This is a genomic window from Pseudomonas furukawaii (assembly GCF_002355475.1).
Lineage (GTDB): Bacteria > Pseudomonadota > Gammaproteobacteria > Pseudomonadales > Pseudomonadaceae > Metapseudomonas > Metapseudomonas furukawaii.
In genome coordinates this window covers 4,542,329-4,563,448 of sequence record NZ_AP014862.1, presented here as the reverse complement: position 1 = coordinate 4,563,448, position 21,120 = coordinate 4,542,329, and the positions used below count along the sequence as shown (strand labels likewise).

At 67.9% G+C, this 21,120-nt stretch carries 19 protein-coding genes; 12 read left to right on the top strand and 7 right to left on the bottom strand.

What is annotated here, in order from left to right; translation table 11 throughout:
- Positions 1–127 precede the first annotated feature (127 nt).
- The 7 genes from KF707C_RS21040 to KF707C_RS21010 all read left to right on the top strand — a co-directional run bounded on the left by KF707C_RS21040 (position 128) and on the right by KF707C_RS21010 (position 7,778).
- Positions 128–1,024, top strand: a complete 897-nt coding sequence (locus KF707C_RS21040) for a helix-turn-helix domain-containing protein (RefSeq protein WP_003450853.1) — start codon at positions 128–130, stop codon at positions 1,022–1,024.
- 150 nt (positions 1,025–1,174) lie between these two features.
- The gene (locus tag KF707C_RS21035; protein WP_003450855.1) at positions 1,175–2,428 is read left to right on the top strand and encodes an ABC transporter substrate-binding protein; all 1,254 of its coding nucleotides are present in this window, start codon (positions 1,175–1,177) and stop codon (positions 2,426–2,428) included.
- A gap of 185 nt (positions 2,429–2,613) precedes the next feature.
- Positions 2,614–3,522, top strand: a complete 909-nt coding sequence (locus tag KF707C_RS21030; RefSeq protein ID WP_003450858.1) for a carbohydrate ABC transporter permease — start codon at positions 2,614–2,616, stop codon at positions 3,520–3,522.
- Entirely contained in the window at positions 3,515–4,360 is an 846-nt protein-coding gene (locus tag KF707C_RS21025) for a carbohydrate ABC transporter permease (protein ID WP_003450860.1), read from the top strand. Before KF707C_RS21030 ends, KF707C_RS21025 begins: the two co-directional genes overlap by 8 nt.
- 11 nt (positions 4,361–4,371) lie before the next feature.
- On the top strand, positions 4,372–5,523 hold the full coding sequence (locus KF707C_RS21020) for an ABC transporter ATP-binding protein (protein WP_003450863.1): 1,152 nt from the start codon (positions 4,372–4,374) through the stop codon (positions 5,521–5,523).
- A 119-nt stretch (positions 5,524–5,642) separates the two neighbouring features.
- Positions 5,643–6,866 (top strand): maltoporin, encoded by a 1,224-nt coding sequence (locus tag KF707C_RS21015; protein ID WP_003450865.1) that lies wholly within the window; start codon positions 5,643–5,645, stop codon positions 6,864–6,866.
- Positions 6,867–6,878: 12 nt separating this feature from the next.
- Positions 6,879–7,778 carry a D-hexose-6-phosphate mutarotase gene (locus tag KF707C_RS21010; protein WP_003450867.1) on the top strand — a complete coding sequence of 300 codons (900 nt, stop codon included), beginning with the start codon at positions 6,879–6,881 and terminating at the stop codon, positions 7,776–7,778.
- 295 nt (positions 7,779–8,073) lie between these two features.
- On the opposite strand, the gene KF707C_RS21005 is transcribed toward KF707C_RS21010, so the two are convergent.
- A complete protein-coding gene (locus tag KF707C_RS21005; RefSeq protein ID WP_003450869.1) occupies positions 8,074–8,943 on the bottom strand; it encodes a MurR/RpiR family transcriptional regulator in 870 nt (289 codons plus the stop codon).
- A 174-nt stretch (positions 8,944–9,117) separates the two neighbouring features.
- On the opposite strand from KF707C_RS21005, the gene zwf reads away from it, so the two are divergent.
- From zwf to KF707C_RS20980, 5 genes are all read left to right on the top strand, one after another.
- Positions 9,118–10,587, top strand: a complete 1,470-nt coding sequence (zwf, locus tag KF707C_RS21000; RefSeq protein WP_003450887.1) for a glucose-6-phosphate dehydrogenase — start codon at positions 9,118–9,120, stop codon at positions 10,585–10,587.
- Positions 10,574–11,287: a 6-phosphogluconolactonase gene (gene pgl, locus KF707C_RS20995; RefSeq protein ID WP_003450891.1), complete on the top strand. Its 714-nt coding sequence runs from the start codon at positions 10,574–10,576 to the stop codon at positions 11,285–11,287. Before zwf ends, pgl begins: the two co-directional genes overlap by 14 nt.
- Before the next feature lie 17 nt (positions 11,288–11,304).
- Positions 11,305–11,994 carry a bifunctional 4-hydroxy-2-oxoglutarate aldolase/2-dehydro-3-deoxy-phosphogluconate aldolase gene (locus KF707C_RS20990; RefSeq protein WP_003450894.1) on the top strand — a complete coding sequence of 230 codons (690 nt, stop codon included), beginning with the start codon at positions 11,305–11,307 and terminating at the stop codon, positions 11,992–11,994.
- 201 nt (positions 11,995–12,195) lie between these two features.
- The gene (locus KF707C_RS20985) at positions 12,196–13,821 is read left to right on the top strand and encodes an NADP-dependent glyceraldehyde-3-phosphate dehydrogenase (protein WP_003450897.1); all 1,626 of its coding nucleotides are present in this window, start codon (positions 12,196–12,198) and stop codon (positions 13,819–13,821) included.
- A 61-nt stretch (positions 13,822–13,882) separates the two neighbouring features.
- Positions 13,883–14,710, top strand: coding sequence for a shikimate 5-dehydrogenase (locus KF707C_RS20980; RefSeq protein ID WP_003450900.1), 828 nt, complete (start codon positions 13,883–13,885; stop codon positions 14,708–14,710).
- 114 nt (positions 14,711–14,824) lie between these two features.
- Here the strand turns inward: KF707C_RS20980 and KF707C_RS20975 are convergent, their stop codons facing one another.
- The 6 genes from KF707C_RS20975 to KF707C_RS20950 form a co-directional block, all read right to left on the bottom strand.
- A complete protein-coding gene (locus KF707C_RS20975) occupies positions 14,825–15,301 on the bottom strand; it encodes a MarR family winged helix-turn-helix transcriptional regulator (protein ID WP_003450906.1) in 477 nt (158 codons plus the stop codon).
- A 213-nt stretch (positions 15,302–15,514) separates the two neighbouring features.
- Positions 15,515–16,282 (bottom strand): class II aldolase/adducin family protein, encoded by a 768-nt coding sequence (locus KF707C_RS20970; protein WP_003450909.1) that lies wholly within the window; start codon positions 16,280–16,282, stop codon positions 15,515–15,517.
- 12 nt (positions 16,283–16,294) lie between these two features.
- Positions 16,295–17,278 (bottom strand): ketopantoate reductase family protein, encoded by a 984-nt coding sequence (locus KF707C_RS20965; protein ID WP_003450911.1) that lies wholly within the window; start codon positions 17,276–17,278, stop codon positions 16,295–16,297.
- A gap of 46 nt (positions 17,279–17,324) precedes the next feature.
- Entirely contained in the window at positions 17,325–18,116 is a 792-nt protein-coding gene (locus KF707C_RS20960; protein WP_003450913.1) for an ABC transporter ATP-binding protein, read from the bottom strand.
- Positions 18,116–19,915: a branched-chain amino acid ABC transporter ATP-binding protein/permease gene (locus tag KF707C_RS20955; RefSeq protein ID WP_003450916.1), complete on the bottom strand. Its 1,800-nt coding sequence runs from the start codon at positions 19,913–19,915 to the stop codon at positions 18,116–18,118. Before KF707C_RS20955 ends, KF707C_RS20960 begins: the two co-directional genes overlap by 1 nt.
- Positions 19,912–20,949 (bottom strand): branched-chain amino acid ABC transporter permease, encoded by a 1,038-nt coding sequence (locus tag KF707C_RS20950; RefSeq protein ID WP_003450917.1) that lies wholly within the window; start codon positions 20,947–20,949, stop codon positions 19,912–19,914. Before KF707C_RS20950 ends, KF707C_RS20955 begins: the two co-directional genes overlap by 4 nt.
- Positions 20,950–21,120: the final 171 nt, after the last annotated feature.

Genomic DNA, 21,120 nt, shown 5'->3' with positions numbered 1-21,120 from the left:
TGCGTTGTCGTTGTGGGAACGGCTCGCAGGTTATCCAGCGGGGCGCGGCGCTTATGCCGGGGTTGGTGGCCGAAACCGATACTATTCTGGCGTGAACGCCTGCCCGGGTTGGGTTATCGTGCCGCCCATGCATGCCTTCCTCGAAACCATCCTTCCCGACGACGGCGCCTCCTGGGCGCTGCTGGACCGCCGCCTGGAGGAGGGCATCCCCTTCGAGTGGCATCACCACCCGGAGTACGAGCTGACCCTCACGCTCAACAGCAGGGGGCATCGCTACATCGGCGATGACATCGAGCCCTACGACGACGGCGACCTGGTGCTGATCGGTCCGGGCATGCCACACAGCTGGTGTTCCCGCGAGCGCATCGACCCGGACCGGCCGCACCGGGCCCTGGTCATCTGGTTCCACCGCGACTGGGCCGATGGCCTGCTGGCTGTCCTGCCCGAACTGCGGGACATCGGCGCGCTGCTGGCCGGCGCCGAGCAGGGCCTGAGTTTCGGCGCGTCGACGCGCGCCCGCGTCCGTCCGCTGATCGAGGCGATGCCGGAAGCGGAACCGGGCCGGCGACTGATGCTGTTGCTGGACGTCCTGCTGTCGCTCTGCCGTGACCCCGACAGGCTGCCGCTGGCCAACGCGCCGGCCGCTCCCGCCGCCGTGCCCACGGCCGATCCGCGTATCCAGCGGGTGCTCGATCACCTGCACCGGGGATTCGCCGAGCCGGTGTCCATCCCCGCGCTGGCCGAGCTGGCCTGCGTCAGCGTCTCGGCCTTCCACCGGATGTTTCGCCGCCACACGCGGATGACGGCCGTGCAGTACGTCACGCGCTTGCGCATCGGCCGCGCCTGCTCCCTGCTGATCGCCACCGAAGCGGCGGTGCTGCGCATCGCCGAGCAGGTGGGCTACGCCAACCTCTCGTTGTTCAATCGACAGTTCCTGGCGCTCAAGGGGCGAACCCCGAGGGACTTCCGCCGCCTGCACCGCAAGCCCCTGGAACCGCCAGGGGGTGGCGGGAAGTCGGTATGAATCGGGTGCCGATCCATTCCGCCCTGTGTAACCGGCCTGTGACCTTCGGGCATCCCTTTGTTACCCGGCGCTCCGACGATCCTGTTTAGACTTTCGGCAAGGGCAAGCACCGACTTGCACAGTCATAAAAACAAAAAGGTATCCCCATCCATGAATGCCATCTCCCGCCTGGCCGCCGTCGTATCCCTCGCCTCCCTGTTCCCCCTGACCGCCCTCGCCGGCGAAGTGGAAGTCCTGCACTGGTGGACGTCCGGCGGCGAGAAGCGTGCCGCCGATACCCTGAAGGAACTGGTCGAGCAGAAGGGCCACACCTGGAAGGACTTCGCCGTGGCCGGTGGCGGCGGCGAAGCGGCGATGACCGTGCTCAAGACCCGCGCCGTATCCGGCAATCCGCCGTCCGCCGCCCAGATCAAGGGGCCCGATATCCAGGAGTGGGGCGCGCTCGGCCTGCTCACGGAAATGGACGCCGTGGCCGAGGAGGGCAAGTGGGACGCGCTGCTGCCCGAGCAGGTCGCCGGCATCATGAAGTACGACGACCACTACGTGGCGGTGCCGGTGAACGTGCACCGGGTCAACTGGCTGTGGATAAATCCCGAGGTGTTCCAGAAGGCCGGCGCCACGCCGCCCACCACCCTCGACGAGTTCTTCGTCGCCGCCGACAAGCTCAAGGCCGCCGGCTACATCGCCATCGCCCACGGCGGCCAGCCCTGGCAGGACGGCACCACCTTCGAGAACATCGCGCTCAGCATCCTGGGCCCCCAGGACTACCACAAGGCCTTCGTCGAGCTGGATTCGGCCACGCTCTCCGGCGACAAGATGGTCAAGGTGTTCGAGACCCTGCAGAAATTCCGCGGCTACATGGACGCCAACACCGCCGGGCGTGACTGGAACGGCGCCACCGGCCTGCTGATCAATGGCAAGGCCGGCATGCAGATCATGGGCGACTGGGCCAAGGGCGAGTGGACGGCCGCCGGCAAGGTGGCGGGCAAGGACTACCTCTGCGTTCCCTTCCCCGGCACCCAGGGCAGCTTCGACTACAACATCGATTCGCTGACCCTGTTCAAGCTCAAGGACGAAGCCAACCGCAGCGCCCAGGAAGACTTGGCGCGAATCGTCATGGGCGCCGAGTTCCAGACCCTGTTCAGCCAGAACAAGGGCTCCATCCCGGTCCGCCAGGACGCCGACATGAGCGGCTTCGACAGTTGCGCCCAGGCCTCCATGAAGGACTTCAAGGAAGCCGTCGGCAATGGCGGGTTGCAGCCCAGCCTGGCGCACCTGATGGCCGCTTCGGGCTACGTCCAGGGCGCGATGTTCGACGTGGTGACCAACTTCTTCAACGACCCCAAGGCCGATCCGAAGAAGGCCGCCCAGCAACTGGCCGCCGCCATCCAGGCGGTGCAGTGAGCGCCCGGGCCGCGTAGCGGCCCCTCGATCTCCCCTTCCTCCTGAGCCAGCGGGCTCCCGGGCCCGCACCTCACCGGTTCCTCTCCTTTCAGGGAGCGGGTTGGGGAGCGTGTTGCCCGAAAAAATCCTTCTCTCCCGCAGGCGGGAGAGGGGAGTGATCACCTGACCATCGGAGCTGGATACCCATGAGCTCAACCGCCGTCTTCGCCAAGGCCTCACCCCTGGATGCGCTGCAGCGCTGGCTACCCAAGCTGGTGCTGGCCCCCAGCATGCTCATCGTGCTGGTGGGCTTCTACGGCTACATCCTCTGGACCTTCCTGCTGTCCTTCACCAACTCGCGCTTCATGCCCAGCTACAGCTGGGTGGGGCTGCAGCAGTACCAGCGCCTGTGGGAGAACGACCGCTGGTGGGTGGCGAGCCAGAACCTCGTGGTGTACGGCGGCCTGTTCATCGTCATCAGCCTCGCCATCGGCGTGCTGCTGGCCGTCCTGCTGGACCAGCGCATCCGCCGCGAGGGCTTCATCCGCACCGTCTACCTCTACCCCATGGCGCTGTCGATGATCGTCACCGGCACCGCCTGGAAGTGGCTGCTCAACCCGGGGCTCGGGCTGGACAAGCTCTTGCGTGACTGGGGCTGGGAAGGCTTCCGCCTGGACTGGCTGGTGGACCCGGACCGGGTCGTCTACTGCCTGGTGATCGCCGCCGTGTGGCAGTCCTCCGGCTTCGTCATGGCGCTGTTCCTCGCCGGCCTGCGCGGGGTCGACCAGTCGATGATCCGTGCCGCCCAGGTGGACGGCGCCAGCCTGCCGACCATCTACCTGCGCATCGTCCTGCCGAGCCTGCGCCCGGTGTTCTTCAGCGCGCTGATGATCCTCGCCCACATCGCCATCAAGAGCTTCGACCTGGTGGCGGCGATGACCGCCGGCGGCCCCGGCTACGCCTCCGACCTGCCGGCGATGTTCATGTACGCCCACACCTTCACCCGCGGCCAGATGGGCCTGGGTGCCGCCAGCGCCATGCTCATGCTCGGTGCCGTGCTGGCGATCATCGTGCCCTACCTGTACTCCGAACTGAGGAACAAGCGCCATGACTAGCCTGGCCGGAAAACCCGCATTCAGTGTCAGCCGCCTGGCCATCTACGCCATCCTGCTCCTGGCCTGCGCCCTCTACCTGGTGCCGCTGGTGGTGATGCTGCTGACCAGCTTCAAGACCCTGGACGACATCCGCACCGGCAACCTGCTGTCCCTGCCGGACGTCTTCACCCTCATCGGCTGGAGCAAGGCCTGGGCCAGCGTCGGTGGCTACTTCTGGAACTCGGTGATGATCACGGTGCCGGCCGTGCTGATCTCCACGCTGCTGGGCGCGCTCAACGGCTATGTGCTCTCGCTCTGGCGCTTCCGGGGCTCCCAGCTGTTCTTCGGGGCCTTGCTGTTCGGCTGCTTCCTGCCATTCCAGGTGGTGCTGCTGCCGGCGTCCTTCACCCTCGGCAAGCTGGGGCTGGCCAACACCACCGGCGGCCTGGTGCTGGTGCACGTGGTCTACGGCCTGGCCTTCACCACGCTGTTCTTCCGCAACTTCTACGTGAGCATCCCCAACGCCCTGGTGCGGGCGGCGCGGCTGGACGGGGCGGGGTTCTTCACCATCTTCGGGCGCATCCTGCTGCCCATGTCGGTGCCCACCATCATGGTCTGCCTGATCTGGCAGTTCACCCAGATCTGGAACGACTTCCTCTTCGGCGTGGTGTTCGCCAGCGGCGACAGCCAGCCCATCACCGTGGCCCTGAACAACCTGGTGAACACCAGCACCGGGGTCAAGGAATACAACGTCGACATGGCGGCCGCGATGATCGCCGGCCTGCCCACCCTGCTGGTCTACGTGTTCGCCGGCAAATACTTCCTGCGCGGCCTCACCGCCGGCGCTGTCAAAGGCTAGGAGTCGCACCCATGGCAACCCTCGAACTGCGCAACGTCAACAAGTCCTACGGCAGCGGCCTGGCGGACACCCTGAAGAACATCGAGCTGGCGATCGACTCGGGCGAGTTCCTGATCCTCGTCGGCCCCTCGGGCTGCGGCAAATCCACCCTGATGAACTGCATCGCCGGGCTGGAGGACATCAGCGGCGGCGCCATCCTGGTGGACGGCGAGGACATCAGCGGCATGAGCCCCAAGGACCGGGACATCGCCATGGTGTTCCAGTCCTACGCCCTGTACCCGACCATGAGCGTGCGCGAGAACATCGCCTTCGGCCTGAAGATCCGCAAGCGGCCCGCCGCCGAGATCGACGCCGAGGTGGCGCGTGTGGCCAGGCTGCTGCAGATCGAGCACCTGCTGGAGCGCAAGCCCGGCCAGCTTTCCGGTGGCCAGCAGCAGCGCGTGGCCATGGGCCGGGCCCTGGCGCGGCGGCCGAAGATCTACCTGTTCGACGAGCCGCTCTCCAACCTCGACGCCAAGCTGCGGGTGGAGATGCGCACCGAGATCAAGCTGATGCACCAGCGCCTGAAGACCACCACGGTCTATGTCACCCATGACCAGATCGAGGCCATGACCCTGGGCGACAAGGTGGCGGTGATGAAGGACGGCATCATCCAGCAGTTCGGCACCCCGCAGCAGATCTACAACGACCCGGCCAACCTCTTCGTCGCCGGCTTCATGGGCTCGCCGCCGATGAACTTCATCCCCCTGCGCCTGCAGCGTCGGGACGGGCGGCTGGTGGGGCTGCTGGACAGCGACGATGGCCATTGCGAGCTGCCGCTCGGCGAGGCCTCCGGCGAGCTGGAAGGCCGCGAGCTGATCCTCGGCATCCGCCCCGAACAGATCCAGCAGGCCTCGGGCGAGGGCTCGTCGGTGCGCGCCCGGGTGCAGGTGCTGGAGCCCACCGGGCCGGACACCCTGGCCTTCGTCGAGATCAACCAGACCAAGGTCTGCTGCCGCCTGGCGCCCGACGCGCCGGTGCGCGTCGGCGATGCCCTCGACCTGCAATTGGCGCCCGAACGGGTGCTGTTGTTCGACGCGCAAAGCGGCGAGCGCCTGTGCCTGCCGGGAAACGCGGCAAGCCCTGAGCGGCAGGCCAGGGTGGCGCACCTGAAAGGCCTGTAGGAGCGAGCTTGCTCGCGAAGCACCCCGAGCAGGTTCTTTCGCGAGCGAGCTCGTTCCTCCTACGAAGAAGCTCAGAAGAACGATCCATCGAAACACAACAATAAAAATCTGGAGTGGACATGAACACTAAGACCAAAGGTTTGTGGGTACTGCCCTGCGCGCTTTTCGCGGTTTCCGGGCTGGCGCAGGCGGTGGAGTTCACCGGCTACGTGCGCAGCGGTGCCGGCGGATCCAGCGAGGGCGGCACGCAATCCTGCTTCCAGCTGCCGGGGGCGCAGTCGAAGTACCGCCTGGGCAACGAGTGCGAGCAATACATCGAACTGGACCTGCGCCAGGACCTGTTCAAGCTCGATGACGGCTCGGTGATCAGCGTCGAGGGCATGGCGCAGCTGTACAACGAGTACGGCCATACGCCCGAGTTCACCGGCGACCATGGTTTCGCGCGGATGAACCAGATGTACGCCGAATGGAGCAACATGCCGGCGCTGAACGGCGGTTCCTTCTGGGCGGGACGTCGTTTCTACAAGCGTAACGACATCCACATCTCCGACTTCTACTACTGGAACCAGAGCGCCACGGGCTTCGGCTTCGACGAAGTGGCCATCGGCGACCTCAAGTACAGCTACGTGTTCTCGCGCAAGGACAGCGTCTTCCAGGACCCCTACATCAACCGCCACGACTTCAACGTCGGCGGATTCCAGACCAACCCCGGCGGTGAGGTGGAGGTGGGCGTCAGCTATATCGACAAGCCCGACAGCACCGGCGCCCACAGCGGCTGGTCGGTCTCGGCGCAGCACAAGCAGCAGGCCTTCCTCGGCGGGGTCAACACCTTCGCCCTGCAGTACGGTCGCGGCCCCGGAACGGCCCTGGGCTACACCGGCGACCCGACCCTGGACAACGCCAACAAGAGCTGGCGTGTCGTGGAGTTCTTCGACTGGCAGGTGACCCCGCGCTTCGGCGGCCAGTTCGAGGTGGTCTACCAGAAGGACACCCGCCCGGACGGTGACGACCAGGACTGGCTGTCCATCGGCGTGCGCCCGAGCTACGCCTTCACCGAGGAGTTCAAGCTGGTGACCGAACTGGGCCGCGACCAGGTGGATGCTCCCGGCGGCACCCGCAAGCTCACCAAGTTCACCGTCGCGCCCACCTGGTCGCCGGCGGGACCGGGCTTCTGGCAGCGCCCGGAGTTCCGCCTCTACTACACCTACGCCAGCTGGAACGAGGCGGCCCAGCGTGCCGCCAGCCAGATGGCGGCCGGCTCGGCGCTGTCGGACACCGGCGCCTTCGGCGATGCCCTGCACGGCTCCAACTTCGGCGTGCAGGTGGAGTACTGGTGGAAATGACCGGGAGCGTCCATGGCCGCCGTTGAGCGGGGGGTGAAGCGTCGGCAGGTGCGGACGGGGGAGGGCGATGGCCACCCCCTCGACGCCCTGCTGCGCCCGGCGGCCGGGCAGCCGTTCCGCTGGGGCGAACACCAGGGGCGCGAGCTGCTGCTGGTGGAGCACCCCCGCTGCTCGGCGGTGTTCAGCCGCCAGGGCGGCCAGCTGTTGCATTTCCAGCCCCGTGGCGAGCGGCCGCTGCTCTGGTGCGCAAGCCGCTGGCCGCGTATCGGGGCCATTCGGGGTGGCGTGCCGGTGTGCTGGCCCTGGTTCGGCCGGCACCCCATGGAAGGTGGCTGGCCCCACCACGGCTGGGCGCGGCTCTCGGACTGGCGGTTGGTGGACAAGCAGGCGGACGCCGAGGGCGTCGCCTTGCGCTGGCGCCTGGAGCTGCATGACTGGCAGGTGGAGTTGCGGGCGGTGCTGGGGGATTCCCTGAGCCTGGAACTGGTGACCAGCCACCGCGACAGCGAGCCTTGCGTCCTCAGTCACGCCCTGCATGCCTACTGGCGGGTTTCGGATGTGGCTCGGGTGGGGCTGCTGGGGCTGGACGGCGCCGAGGGGCGCGACCTGTTGCTGCGCGAGCCCTGTCGACAGGACGGCGAGCTGCGGGTGAGCGACGGCGTGCACAAGCTGTTCCACCGGGGCGGACGCCTGAAGCTGCAGGACCCGGGCTGGCAGCGTCGGCTGTGCATCGATGGCGGGGGCAATCCCCATACGGTGGTCTGGCACCCCGGCAGCCGGCCGCTGGCCGAGGTGAGCTGGGCGGAAGGGCTGGGATTCCTCTCCGTGCAGGGAGCGGCCTGTGGCGAACGGGGCGTGACGCTGGTGGCGGGAGAGCAGGCGAGGCTGCACTTGACCGCCCGAGTACTGTAGGAGCCGGCTTGCCGGCGAATAGCACGGACGGTTTCGCCGTAGGAGCCGGCTTGCCGGCGAATAACGTGGAGGGCTTCGCGGGCAAGCCCGCTCCTACGAGGAAGGGCGCGGACGGTTTCGCCGTAGGAGCCGGCTTGCCGGCGAATAACGTGGAGGGCTTCGCGGGCGAGCCCGCTCCTACAAGGAAGGGCGCGGACGGTTTCGCCGTAGGAGCCGGCTTGCCGGCGAATGGCTCGGACGTTTCGCGGGCAAGCCCGCTCCTACGAGGAAGGGCGCGGACGGTTTCGCGGGCGCTTCAGCTGGGTTCTTCGTCCGCCGGGTAGCGGCTGGCGTTGAGGCTTTCCTTGATCTTGCGCAGGTGCGGCTGGAAGTCCACGCCACGGCGCAGGGTCATGCCGGTGGCCAGCACGTCGAGCACGGTGAGCTGGATGATGCGCGAGGTCATCGGCATATAGATGTCGGTGTCTTCCGGCAGCGGGATGTCCAGGCTGATGGTGCTGGCCCGGGCCAGCGGCGAGCCGGCGGCGGTGAGGCCGAGCACCGAGGCGCCGTTCTGCCGCGCCAGGCGTGCCACCTCCACCAGTTCGCGGGTGCGGCCGGTGTAGGAAATGATCACGAACAGGTCCCCGGTGTGGGCCACCGAGGCCAGCATGCGCTGCATCAGCACATCGGAATGGGCCGACACCGCCAGGTTGAAGCGGAAGAACTTGTGCTGGGCGTCCAGGGCCACCGAGGCCGAGGCGCCGAGGCCGAAGAAGTGGATCTGCCGGGCCTGGATCATCAGGTCCACGGCGCGGCTGATCAGTTGCGGGTCGAGGCTCTGGCAGGCGCTGTCCAGGGAAGCGATGGCGCTGCCGAAGATCTTCCGGGTGTAGGCCTCGGGGCCGTCGTCGGCGGCCACCGCCTGGCTGACGTAGGCGGCGCCGCTGGCCAGGCTCTGGGCCAGCTGCATCTTCAGCTCCGGGTAGCCGTTGACGCCGAAGGAGCGGCAGAAGCGGTTCACCGTGGGTTCGCTCACCTGGGCGGCCTGGGCCAGGGCGGCGATGCTGTAGCGGGTGGCCTGCTGCGGGTCGCGCAGGATCACTTCGGCGACCTTGCGTTCGGCCTTGTTCAGCTCGTCGAGGCGGTTCTGGATCTGCTCCAGCAGGTTGTGCACGCGGTCCATCTGGACTCCTGGAAATGGGGCCTGCAATCGGTGGCTTATCGTACTGAGCGCGCCGGGGAGCGGCCACCGCAATCTCGTTTGTCGGTAAATGTAGTTTTATTACTACATTTTGTCTTGCTGTAACGCAAAGCAGGGTGTATTCATAAGCTCATGTTGGATAGAAGAACAAATATCATGGCCTCACGACCTGTTGAACCTTGCACTGTCGGACTCTTCGGCGCCCTGGGTGACCTGGCGTTGCGCAAGCTGTTTCCGGCCCTCTATCACCTGGATCGCGCCGGGCTGCTGCCGGCCGATACGCGCATCCTCGCCCTGGCCCGGGAGGATGGCTCGCCGGCCGAGCGCCTGGCGCAGATCGGCGAGCACCTGCGCCGCCACGTGCCGGCCGCCGAGCTGGAGGAGGCCGTGGTGCAGCGCTTCATGGCGCGTCTGGACTACCTCACGATGGAGTTCCTCGAGGCGGACGGCTACCCGGTGCTGGCGGACAAGCTGGGCCCGGTGTCGCGGCTGATCGCCTACTTCGCCACCCCGGCGGCGGTGTACGGCTCCATCTGCGCCGGCCTGGCGTCGGTGGGCCTGGCCGAGCGCACCCGCGTGGTGCTGGAGAAACCCATAGGCCACGACCTGGAGTCCTCCCGCGCGGTGAACGATGCGGTGGCCGCCTGGTTCCCCGAGGACCGCACCTATCGGATCGACCATTACCTGGGCAAGGAGACGGTGCAGAACCTGATCGCCCTGCGCTTCGCCAACAGCCTGTTCGAGACCCAGTGGAACCAGCACCACATCTCCCACGTGGAGATCACCGTGGCCGAGCAGGTGGGGATCGAGGGGCGCTGGGGGTACTTCGACCAGGCCGGGCAGTTGCGCGACATGATCCAGAACCACCTGCTGCAGCTGCTCTGCCTGATCGCCATGGACCCGCCCAGCGACCTTTCCGCCGACAGCATCCGCGACGAGAAGGTCAAGGTGCTCAAGGCCCTGGCGCCCATCGCCCCGGAGCAACTGGGCCAGCAGGTGGTGCGTGGCCAGTACGTGGCCGGCAACATCCTCGGCAAGCAGGTGCCGGGTTACCTGGAAGAGGACAACGCCAACGCCGAGAGCGACACCGAGACCTTCGTCGCCCTGCGCGCGGAGATCCGCAACTGGCGCTGGTCCGGCGTGCCCTTCTACCTGCGCACCGGCAAGCGCATGCCGCAGAAGCTGTCGCAGATCGTCATCCACTTCAAGGAGCCGCCGCACTACATCTTCGCCCCGGAGCAGCGCCCGCTGATCAGCAACCGCCTGGTGATCCGCCTGCAGCCGGACGAAGGCATCTCCCTCCAGGTGATGACCAAGGAACAGGGCCTGGACAAGGGCATGCAGCTGCGCAGCGATCCCTTGCAACTGAGCTTCTCCAACACCTACCGCAGCGCGCGGATTCCCGATGCCTACGAGCGGCTGCTGCTGGAAGTGATGAAAGGCAACCAGAACCTCTTCGTTCGCAAGGACGAAATCGAATATGCCTGGCGTTGGTGCGACCGGCTCATCGCCGGCTGGCGCGAGCTGGGCGACGCGCCCAAGCCCTATGCGGCGGGCAGTTGGGGGCCGATGGCTTCCATTGCATTGATCACCCGTGATGGTCGGAGTTGGTATGGCGATCTCTAATCTGAACCTGCCGGCCCAGGTCCTGGGCCTCAGCCTGGACAACCCCGCCCAGCTCGCCGGCGAGCTGGCGCTGACCGTGGCCAATGCCCTGCGCGGCGCCATCGCCGAACGGGGCGCCGCCACCCTGGTGGTGTCCGGCGGGCGCAGTCCGGTGGCCTTCTTCGAGCGCCTCGCGGCCCAGGAACTGGACTGGTCGAAGGTGACCCTGGGCCTGGCCGACGAGCGCTTCGTGCCGGTCAGCCACCCCGACAGCAACGAGGGACTGGTACGCCGGCACCTGTTGCAGGGGCGCGCGGCGGCCGCGCGCTTCCTTGGTCTCTACCAGCCGGCGCCCAGCGTCGAGGCGTCGGCCCAGCTGGCGGACGCCCGACTGGCGGACCTGGAGGACCCCGATGTGCTGGTGCTGGGCATGGGCGAGGATGGCCACACCGCGTCCTTCTTCCCCGGCAGCCCCAACCTGGCGGCGGCCCTGGACCCGGAAGGCCCGCGCCGGTGCCTGCCGATGCTCGCGCCCAGCGTGCCGCGCCAGCGCCTGACCCTGACGCTGCCGGTATTGCGGCGTGCGCGCCTCACCCTGTTATCCCTGCAGGGTGCCGGCAAGCTGGCGACCCTGGCCGATGCCCTGGCGGGGGAGGACGTGGCGCAGATGCCCATCCGCGCCTTCCTGAGCCGTCCCCTGGAAATCTACTGGTGCCCCTGAGCCCGAAGGACCGACCCATGACTTCTATTTCTCCCGTTCGGGCCAGCCAGCGTGACAGCGTGCCGGGCATGGCCGAGAAGGTGGCGCTGATCGACGCCCTGTGCGAAGCGGCGCGCATCCTGCCGGTGATCACCATCGAGCGTGAGCAGGACATCCTGCCCCTGGCCGATGCCCTGGCCGCCGGTGGCCTCACCACCCTGGAAGTGACCCTGCGTTCGGAACACGGCCTGGCCGCCATCCGCCTGTTGCGGGAACAGCGCCCGGAACTCTGCATCGGCGCCGGCACCGTGCTGGATGAGTGGATGCTGGCCGATGCCGAAGCCGCCGGCGCCCAGTTCGTGGTGACCCCGGGCTGCACCGCCGAGCTCTTGCGGGCGGGCGTCTACAGCCCGCTGCCGCTGGTGCCCGGCATCAGCAGCGCATCCGAGATCATGCTCGGCCACGCCCTGGGCTACCGCCGCTTCAAGCTCTTCCCGGCCGAGCTCTGTGGTGGGGTCAAGGCGCTCAAGGCCTTCGCCGGCCCCTTCCCGAACATCCGCTTCTGCCCCACGGGCGGTGTGCGTCCGGGCAATATCGGCGAGTACTTCGCCCAGCCCAACGTCATGTGCGTGGGGGGCAGCTGGATGCTCGAGCCGGAGTGGATCCGTGCCGGCGACTGGCAGCGCATCCGCGATACCACCGCCGAGGCCCTGGCCCAGCTGGACTGAGGTCCAGGCCGAACCTTCCTCACGCCTGTGGGGGCGATTGAAATCGCCCCTGCGGGTATCCGTCACCCGTCTCTGACCGATGCCGACTCATGTGCGGGCACGGATTCCGCCAAACGGTTTGCTGAAACGATTTACCAAGCAGAAAAATCGCGCTAAAACCAGATCACACCACTCAACCCCATCGTTTCCGAGGGAAGTGCAATGACCGACAACAACAACCTCGATGCCCTGTTTCCCACTGCCGACCAGATCCCCGAGCGCTACCGCGCCGGTGCCCCCATCGAACAGCGCGAGTACCTGGTGAACGGCGAACTGCTGCGCTGGGACGGCCCGCTCGCCAGCGTGCGCAGCCCGGTGTTCCTGGCCACTGAGAACGGCGACGAGCAGGTGGTGCTGGGCAGCACGCCGCTGCTGGACGCCGACGCCGCCCTGGCGGCCCTGGATGCTGCCGTGGCCGCCTACGACCACGGCCAGGGCCTGTGGCCGACGATGCGCGTGGCCGAACGTATCCAGCACGTGGAGCGCTTCCTCGCCCGCATGCGCGAACAGCGCGAGGCGGTGGTCAAGCTGCTGATGTGGGAGATCGGCAAGAACCTCAAGGACTCCGAGAAGGAGTTCGACCGTACCTGCGACTACATCGTCGACACCATCGAGGCGCTCAAGGAACTGGATCGCCGCTCCAGCCGCTTCGAGCTGGAGCAGGGCACCCTCGGCCAGATCCGCCGCGTGCCCCTGGGCGTGGCCCTGTGCATGGGCCCCTACAACTACCCGCTGAACGAAACCTTCACCACCCTGATCCCGGCGCTGATCATGGGCAACACCGTGGTGTTCAAGCCGGCCAAGTTCGGCGTGCTGCTGATCCGTCCGCTGCTGGAGGCCTTCCGCGACAGCTTCCCGGCCGGGGTCATCAACATCATCTACGGCCGTGGCCGCGAGACCGTCAGCGCCATCATGGCCAGCGGCAAGGTGGACGTGTTCGCCTTCATCGGCACCCACTCCGGGGCCGCCGACCTGAAGAAGCTCCACCCGCGTCCCCACCGCCTGCGGGCCGCGCTGGGCCTGGATGCGAAGAACCCCGGCATCGTCCTGCCCCAGGTGGACCTGGACAACGCGGTGAGCGAAGCCATCACCGGCGCGCTCTCGTTCAACGGCCAGCGCTGCACTGCGCTGAAGATCCTCTTCGTCCACGAGGCGGTGCTCGAACCCTTCCTCGACAAGTTCTGCGCCAGGCTGGCCAAGCTCAAGCCCGGCATGCCCTGGGACGATGGCGTGGCGCTGACGCCGCTGCCGGAGCCCGGCAAGGTCGATTTCCTCAACACTCTGCTGGAGGATGCCGTGGCCAAGGGGGCCAGGGTGGTCAACCCGGGCGGCGGCAGCCACCGGCAGAGCTTTTTCTACCCGGCGGTGCTGAGCCCGGTCAGCCCCGCGATGCGCCTCTACCAGGAGGAACAGTTCGGCCCGCTGATCCCGGTGGTGCCTTACCGCGAGCTGGAGGAGGTGATCGACTACGTCCTGCATTCCGACTACGGCCAGCAATTGAGCCTGTTCGGCAACGACCCGGCCCAGGTCGGGCGCCTGGTGGACGCCTTCGCCAACCAGGTCGGGCGCATCAACATCAATGCCCAGTGCCAGCGTGGCCCGGACACCTTCCCGTTCAACGGGCGCAAGAACTCGGCCGAGGGGACCCTCTCGGTGCATGACGCCCTGCGGGTGTTCTCCATTCGCACTCTGGTGGCCACCAAGTTCCAGGAGGACAACAAGCAACTGGTCAGCGACATCATCCGCAACCGCGAGTCGAACTTCCTGACCACGGATTACATTTTCTGAGGTGAGCGGCGGGGCCCGCCCCTGCGAGGGCCCCGCCCGGATTCGGTCAACGGAGATTCCCATGCCCCGCACCATCAGCCGCGACACCCGCCTGTGCATGTCACTGTCCGGGCGTCCCGGCAACTTCGGCACGCGCTTCCAGAACTACCTCTACCAGGCACTGGACCTGGACTTCGTCTACAAGGCCTTCACCACCACCGACCTGCCGGCGGCCATCGGCGGTATCCGCGCCCTGGGCATTCGCGGGAGCGCGGTGTCCATGCCCTTCAAGGAGGCCTGCATCCCCTTGCTGGACGAACTGGACGCCTCCGCGCGGGCCATCGACTCGGTGAACACCATCGTCGCCGAGTCCGGCTGGCTCAAGGGCTACAACACCGACTACAGCGCTGTGGCCAGCCTGCTGGCGAGCCACGGCGTACCCCGCGACATCACCTTCGCCCTGCGCGGCAGCGGCGGTATGGCCAAGGCGGTGGCCAGCGCCTTTCGCGACAGCGGCTTTCGCCAGGGCCGCATCGTCGCGCGCAACGCCACCGCTGGCCCGGCGCTGGCCGAAGCCTGTGGCTATGCCTGGCGCGACAGCCTGGGCGACGAGCGTCCCGGCATGCTGGTCAATGTCACGCCCCTGGGCATGGAAGGCGGTGCGGACGCCGCCACCCTGGCCTTCACCCCGGAACAGGTGGTGGCGGCGGACTGGGTGTTCGACGTGGTGGCGCTGCCGGTGGAAACCCCGCTGATCCGCCTGGCCCGCGCGCACGGCAAGCGGGTCATCACCGGTGCCGAGGTCATAGTCCTGCAGGCGGTGGAGCAGTTCGTGCTCTACACCGGCGTGCGGCCGGAGGCTGGCTTGATCGAGGAAGCGGCGGCCTTTGCGCGAGGGATGGATCAATGAGAAAGGCCGGGGACAGCGCCCCGGGATGGGCTGGCCATGCAGCCGGCAGGGGCGGCGGCTGCCATGACCCGCTCACCCGTGCGCTGGCGGTTGCCTGTCCTCTGTGAGGGCGCCTCAATCTTCCGGCAGGTTGGCGAAGATCTTTTCCAGGGTGACGTTCAGCTTGGCGATCTGGGCTTCGGTGAGGCCCTTGAAGCTGTTGGTGAAGAGGTGCGCGGTGTTCGCCTGGATCTCTTCCACCGTGCGCCGGCCGTGGTCGGTGATGGTCACCTGGGTGACGCGGCCGTCGTTGGCGCAGGGGGCGGTGTCCACCAGGCCGTCGTCCTTCATGCGGTAGACGATCTTGGTGACGGTGGAGAGCTTGGCGATGGCGTGTTCGGAGAGTTCCGAAATGCTCGACTGGCCGTTTTCCTTGAGGATGAAGAGGATGCGCCAGCGAGGGACGTCCAGGTCGATCTTCTTCAGGGTCTTTTCCATGGCCATGTTGTAGCGGCCATAGACGCGGGCGATCCAGTAGAAGGGGAATTCCTCTTTCTTGAAATCGTCGCTGGCGGGGTTGTAGCGGTTGAGGCGTTTCTTCGGGGTACTCATGCGGACCGGGGCACAGTGATGCGGACAGGGGGAGAGTTATAGGGGGTTGCGGCGAGGCTGTCGACCGCCTTCTGGAAACCTTTTGATCCCCGTCAGTTCAAGGGCCGCCGCAATGGGCGGCCCTTCGATTCCACCCCTTCAGCAAAGGCCGGGCCAGGCCCGGTCGCGCGCTGGGGGTCGATGAATCCCCGGGTGCTCATCCGGGGCTCCCGCTCACCAGCTCGGGCCACGGCTGGCGTGCATCTTGCGCACCATGGCGTCGAAGAACTTCACCGCGAAGCCGCTTTCGCGGATCAGCATGGCGGTGAGGTCGGTGCATTTCTGCTGGATGGCTACCGGCAGCGGGTGGTCCGCGCCGCCCAGGGCGCCGGCCGCGCACTGGATCTCCGCCGCCCGCTGCACCGTCCAGAGCAGGAAGAAGGCCTTGGCGATGCTGCTTTCGCCGACCGCGATGCCGTGGTTGCGCAGCACCAGGATGTGCCTGTCGCCCAGGCTCTCGATCATCCGCCCCTTCTCGTCCTCGAACAGGGTGATGCCCTCGAAGGCGTGGTAGCCGATGCGGCCGTGGAGCTGGGCGCCGTAGAAGTTGTCGTGGGAGAAGCCGGCCTCCTTCTGGACGATGGCGGAGATGGGCGTGGTGTGGGTGTGGATCAGGCAGTGGATGTCGTCCCGCGCGCCGTGTACCGCGCTGTGCAGGGCGAAGCCGGCGGGGTTGGCGTCGTAGGGGGAGTCCTCCAGCTTGTGGCCGGCGAGGTCAACCTTGAGCAGATTGGCCGGGGTGACCTCGGTGTAGTTCAGGCCGAAGGGGTTCACCAGGTAATGGTGGGCCGGGCCCGGCAGGCGCGCGGAGATGTGGTTGAAGATGGTCTCGGTCCAGCCGAAGAAGTCCACCAGGTGGTAGCAGTGGGCGAGCTGGACCCGCAGGGCCCACTCCTCGTCGCTGCAGTGGCTGGGCTGGGTGATGGGGGCGATGGCGTTCATGGGCGACTCCGTTCAGGGGCGTGGCGGGTGGGCGCGAAAACGCGCCAGGGCCACCAGGTGGCGGGTGATGGGCATGGGCAGTTCAAGGCGGTCGGCCAGTTCCAGCACCGCGTCGCCGATGGCGGCCAGCTCCAGCGGGCGGCCTTTGTCGTAGTCCTGGAGCATCGAGGTGCGCACCGCGCCCATGCCGGCGCCCAGGTCGAGGAAGGTCTGCGGATCGAACTCGATGCGCGCGCCGTAGGCCGCCGCCGTCAGCAGGGTTTCCTGCAGGCAGTCGCCGGCGATCCGGCGCAGGTCGGCCTGGCCATAGATCTGTTCGAGGGTGGCGCCGGTGATCACCGACAGCGGGTTGGAGCTGAGGTTGGCGATGGCCTTGGTCCACACCGAGTCGCGGATGCGCTCGCTGGCGCGGGCCTCGATGCCGGCGTCCGCCACCAGGGCGCGCAGGCGTTCCAGGCGCGGGGTGAGGCGGTTGTCGGGTTCGCCGAAGATCATCAGGTGCGGGTTCTGCGCCTCGGCCACGGCGGGGGCCGGGCATTGCGCGGTGATGAAGACGACGCAGCCGATGACCTGGGCGAGGTCGAGGCGCTCGGCGAGCAGGCCCTCTGGATCGACGGCCCGGATGCGCTGGCCGGCGAAGCGCCCCTGGAGCCCGTGGAAATACCACCAGGGCAGGCCGTTGACCACCGGCACCAAAAGGCTGCCTGCGTGCAGCAGCGGCTGGATGTCGGCGGCGAGGGCGGGCAGGGCGTCGGCCTTGGCGCAGAGGAAGACGATGTCCTGGGGGCCGAGGTCGGTGGCCCGGTCACTGGCCGGGACGCGGACGAAATGATGGCCGTCCAGGTCGTCCAGGTGGATGCCGTTGGCGCGGATGGCCGCCAGGGTGGCGCCTCGGGCCAGCACCGAGACGGTGTGGCCGGTGTCGGCCAGGCGCGCGGCCAGGGTGCAGCCGATGGCGCCCGCCCCGGCGATGCAGATGCGGGGAGCGTGGTTCATGGGGTCCTCCTTGAGGGGAGCCCGGCCTTGCGGCCGGGCGGGGGTATCAGCCGGCGAGCATTTCCTGGTGCTTGCTGGCCAGGCCCAGGTACGCCTCGATCACCCGGGGATCGTCCGCCAGCTGCGCGGCGGGTCCCTGCATGGCGACCTGGCCGGTCTCCAGCACATAGGCGTAGTCGGCCACGCGCAGGGCGGCGCGGGCGTTCTGCTCCACCAGCAGGATGGAGACGCCCTGCTGGCGCAGGGTGGTGATGATGCGGAAGATCTCCCGGGTGATCAGCGGCGCCAGGCCCAGGCTCGGTTCGTCCAGCATCAGCAGCTTCGGCTTGGCCATCAGCGCGCGGCCGACCGCCAGCATCTGCCGCTCCCCGCCGGACAGGGTGGCGGCCAGCTGCTCGCGGCGTTCCCACAGGCGCGGGAAGAGTTCGTAGACCTCCTTCAGGGTCTGGCCGTGGTCGCGCTGGCCGCTGCGGTGGCGCTGGAAGGCCCCCAGCAGCAGGTTGTCGGCCACGCTCATGCTGCCGAACAGCTCGCGCTTCTCCGGCACCAGGCCGAGGCCGCGAGCGACCATCACCTCCACGTCCGGCACCGCCTCCAGGCTACCGTCGAAGGCGACCCGGCCACGGGAGCCGAGCACGCCCATGATGGCCGAGAGCAGGGTGGTCTTGCCGGCGCCGTTGGGGCCGATCACGGTGACGATCTGTCCCTGGCCCACCCGCAGGCTTGCGTTGGAGAGGGCCTCCACCTTGCCGTAGGCGACGCAGAGGCCGCTGACGTCCAGCACCGGGTTGGCCACCCGGTTCTCCGCCTGCTTCAGGTCTTGCATCGGCATGTTCATCACTCCGCTCCTCCGAGATAGGCTTCCAGCACCGCCGGGTCCTTCTGCACCTCGGCCGGCAGGCCGAAGGCGATGCGCTGGCCGAATTCCATCACCACCACGCGGTCCACCAGTCCCATCACGAAGTCCATGTCGTGCTCCACCAGGAGAATGGCCATGCCTTCGCCGCGCAGGCGGCTGAGCAGCAGGCCCAGGGCCTCCTTCTCCTTGTGGCGAAGGCCGGCGGCGGGCTCGTCCAGCAGCAGCAGGCAGGGGTCGGCGCAGAGGGCGCGGGCGATCTCCAGGATGCGTTGCTGCCCCAGCGCCAGGCTGCCGGCTTCCAGGTGCAGGTAGTCACCCAGGCCGACCCGCTCCAGTTGCCGCCGGGCCTCGCCCAGCAGGCGCGCTTCCTCGGCGCGGTCCAGGCGCAGGGCGGCGGCGATCACACCCTTGTCGCCACGCAGGTGGGCGCCGAGGGCGACGTTCTCCAGCACGCTCATCTCCGGCAGCAGCTTGACGTGCTGGAAGGTGCGGCTCATGCCCATGCGGGCGATCTTCCGGGAGGGGATGCCGTTGATCCGCTGGCCACGGAAGAGCACGTCGCCGGAGGTGGGCGTGTCGACCCCGGAGAGCTGGTTGAACAGGGTGCTCTTGCCGGCGCCGTTGGGGCCGATCAGGGCGAGGATCTCGCCGCTGCGCACGTCCAGGTTCATCGCGTCGTTGGCCACCAGGCCGCCGAAGCGCCGGGTCAGGTCACGGGCTTCCAGCAGTACCTCGCCGGCGGCCGGCAGCTCGCGCCGTGGCAGTTCGGCGGCGGCGTCCAGGTCGCGGGCGGCGCGCGCGGGTTTCCAGCTCTCCGGCAGCAGGCGCAGCAACAGCGGCCAGAGGCCGCCGGGGGCGCGTTGCATGAGCAGCACGATGGCGATGCCGAAGACGATCACCTCGTAGTTGCCGGTGCTGCCGAGCAGCGTCGGCAGGAGGTCCTGCAGCCACTGCTTGAGCAGGGTCAGCACGCCGGCGCCGAGCAGGGCGCCCCAGACGCTGGCCACGCCGCCGATCAACGCCATGAACAGGTAGTCGATGCCCATGTGCAGGCCGAAGGGCGTGGGGTTCACGAAGCGCTGGGTGTGGGCGTAGAGCCAGCCGGACAGCGCGGCGAACAGGGCGGAGATGAGGAAGATGACCATCTTGGCGCGGAAGGTGTTCACGCCCATCGACTCGGCCATCAGCTGGCCCCCCTTGAGGGCGCGGATGGCGCGGCCTTCGCGGGAGTCCAGGAGGTTCTGGGTGATGAGCATGGCGCCCAGCAGCACGGCCCAGATCAGGTAGTAGATCTTCTCGCCCTTATCCAGCTCGACGCCCAGCAGGGAAATGCTCGGCAGGCCGCTGACGCCGGTGTGCCCGCCCAGGGATTCCAGGGTGCCGAACAGGTAGTAGAGGGAGAGGCCCCAGGCGATGGTGCCCAGCGGCAGGTAGTGGCCGGAGAGCTTCAGCGTCAGGGCGCCGAGGATCAGCGCCACGGCGGCGGTGAGCGCGAGGCCCGCCAGCAGGGTCAGCCAGGGCGAGGCGCTGGCCCAGGCCAGCCAGCCCGGGAGGTCCTGCACCGTGGTCAGGTAGGCGCTGGTGTAGGCGCCGAGGCCGACGAAGGCGGCCTGGCCGAAGCTGGTCATGCCGCCCACGCCGGTGAGCAGCACCAGTCCCAGCACCACCAGGGTATAGAGGCCGATGTAGTTGAGCAGGGTCACGTAGTAGGGCGGCAGCACGGCGGGCGCCAGCGCCAGCACGGCCACCAGGGCGAGGATCAGGTTGCGCGGTTTCATTCATCGTCCTCGACATGACGGCGGGTGAGGGAACGCCAGAGCAGGAAGGGGATGATCAGGGTGAAGACGATGATCTCCTTGTAGGTGCTGGCCCAGAACATCGAGAAGGCCTCGATCAGGCCCACGCCCAGCGCGCCCAGGGCGGCCACCGGGTAGCTCGCCAGGCCGCCGATGATGGCGCCGACGAAGCCCTTCAGGCTGATGACGAAACCCGAGTCGAAATAGAGCGTGGTGATGGGCGCGATGAGGATCCCCGACAGCGCGCCGATGAAGGTGGCCAGGGCGAAGGTGGCCTTGCCCGCCAGGGTCGGCGAGATGCCCATCAGCCGGGCGCCCAGGCGGTTCACCGCGGTGGCCCGCAGGGCCTTGCCGTAGAGGCTGCGCTCGAAGAACAGGAACAGGCCGATGATCAGCGCCAGGGACACCGCGATCACCCACAGGGTCTGGCTGTTGAAGGTCACCGGGCCCAGGGTCAGGCCGGCCTCGGAGAAGGGCGCGGTGCGTGCGCCCTCGGGGCCGAACAGCAGCAGGGCGACGCCCACCATGGCCACGTGCACGGCGATGGAGACGATCAGCAGCACCAGGGAACTGGCCGAGGCGAGCGGCTGGAACACCAGGCGATAGAGCTGCGGTCCCAGCGGCACCACCAGGGCCAGGGTGAGCAGCGCCTGGAGCGCCATGGGCAATTGCGCGAGTGGCAGGGTGCGGATCAGGCCGACCAGGGCCAGGGCGTAGGCCAGCTTGACGACGATCCGCCTGGGGAAGCGGAAGCCGCGGCTGGCGCGGGCGGCGTCGTACAGATCCATGGCGCAGTCGGCCAGGGTCAGGGCGAGCAGCAGCCAGACCAGGGCCGTGGGCTGGCCGGCCTGCAGGGCGGCCATGGTCAGCGCGCCGTAGGTGACGAACTCACCCTGGGGAATCAGCAGGATGCGCGTCACGGTGAAGACCAGCAGGATCGACAACGCCAGCAGCGCATAGATGGCGCCGTTGGTGATGCCGTCCTGGCCGAGCAGCAGGGCTATCTGGAAATTCATGGTGGGAACTCTTTATCGCAATGGATGAGGCTGTGGCTTCGGAGCCCGGTGGACATGAAGCGCGATGTCCACCCTGCGGGGTGTGTCCGCGCGGGTATCGGCTCGGGCTTCGCTGGGTGGCGGGCGTAGGGTGGATGGCGCTTTTCCCATCCACCATCGGTGCCTGACCGG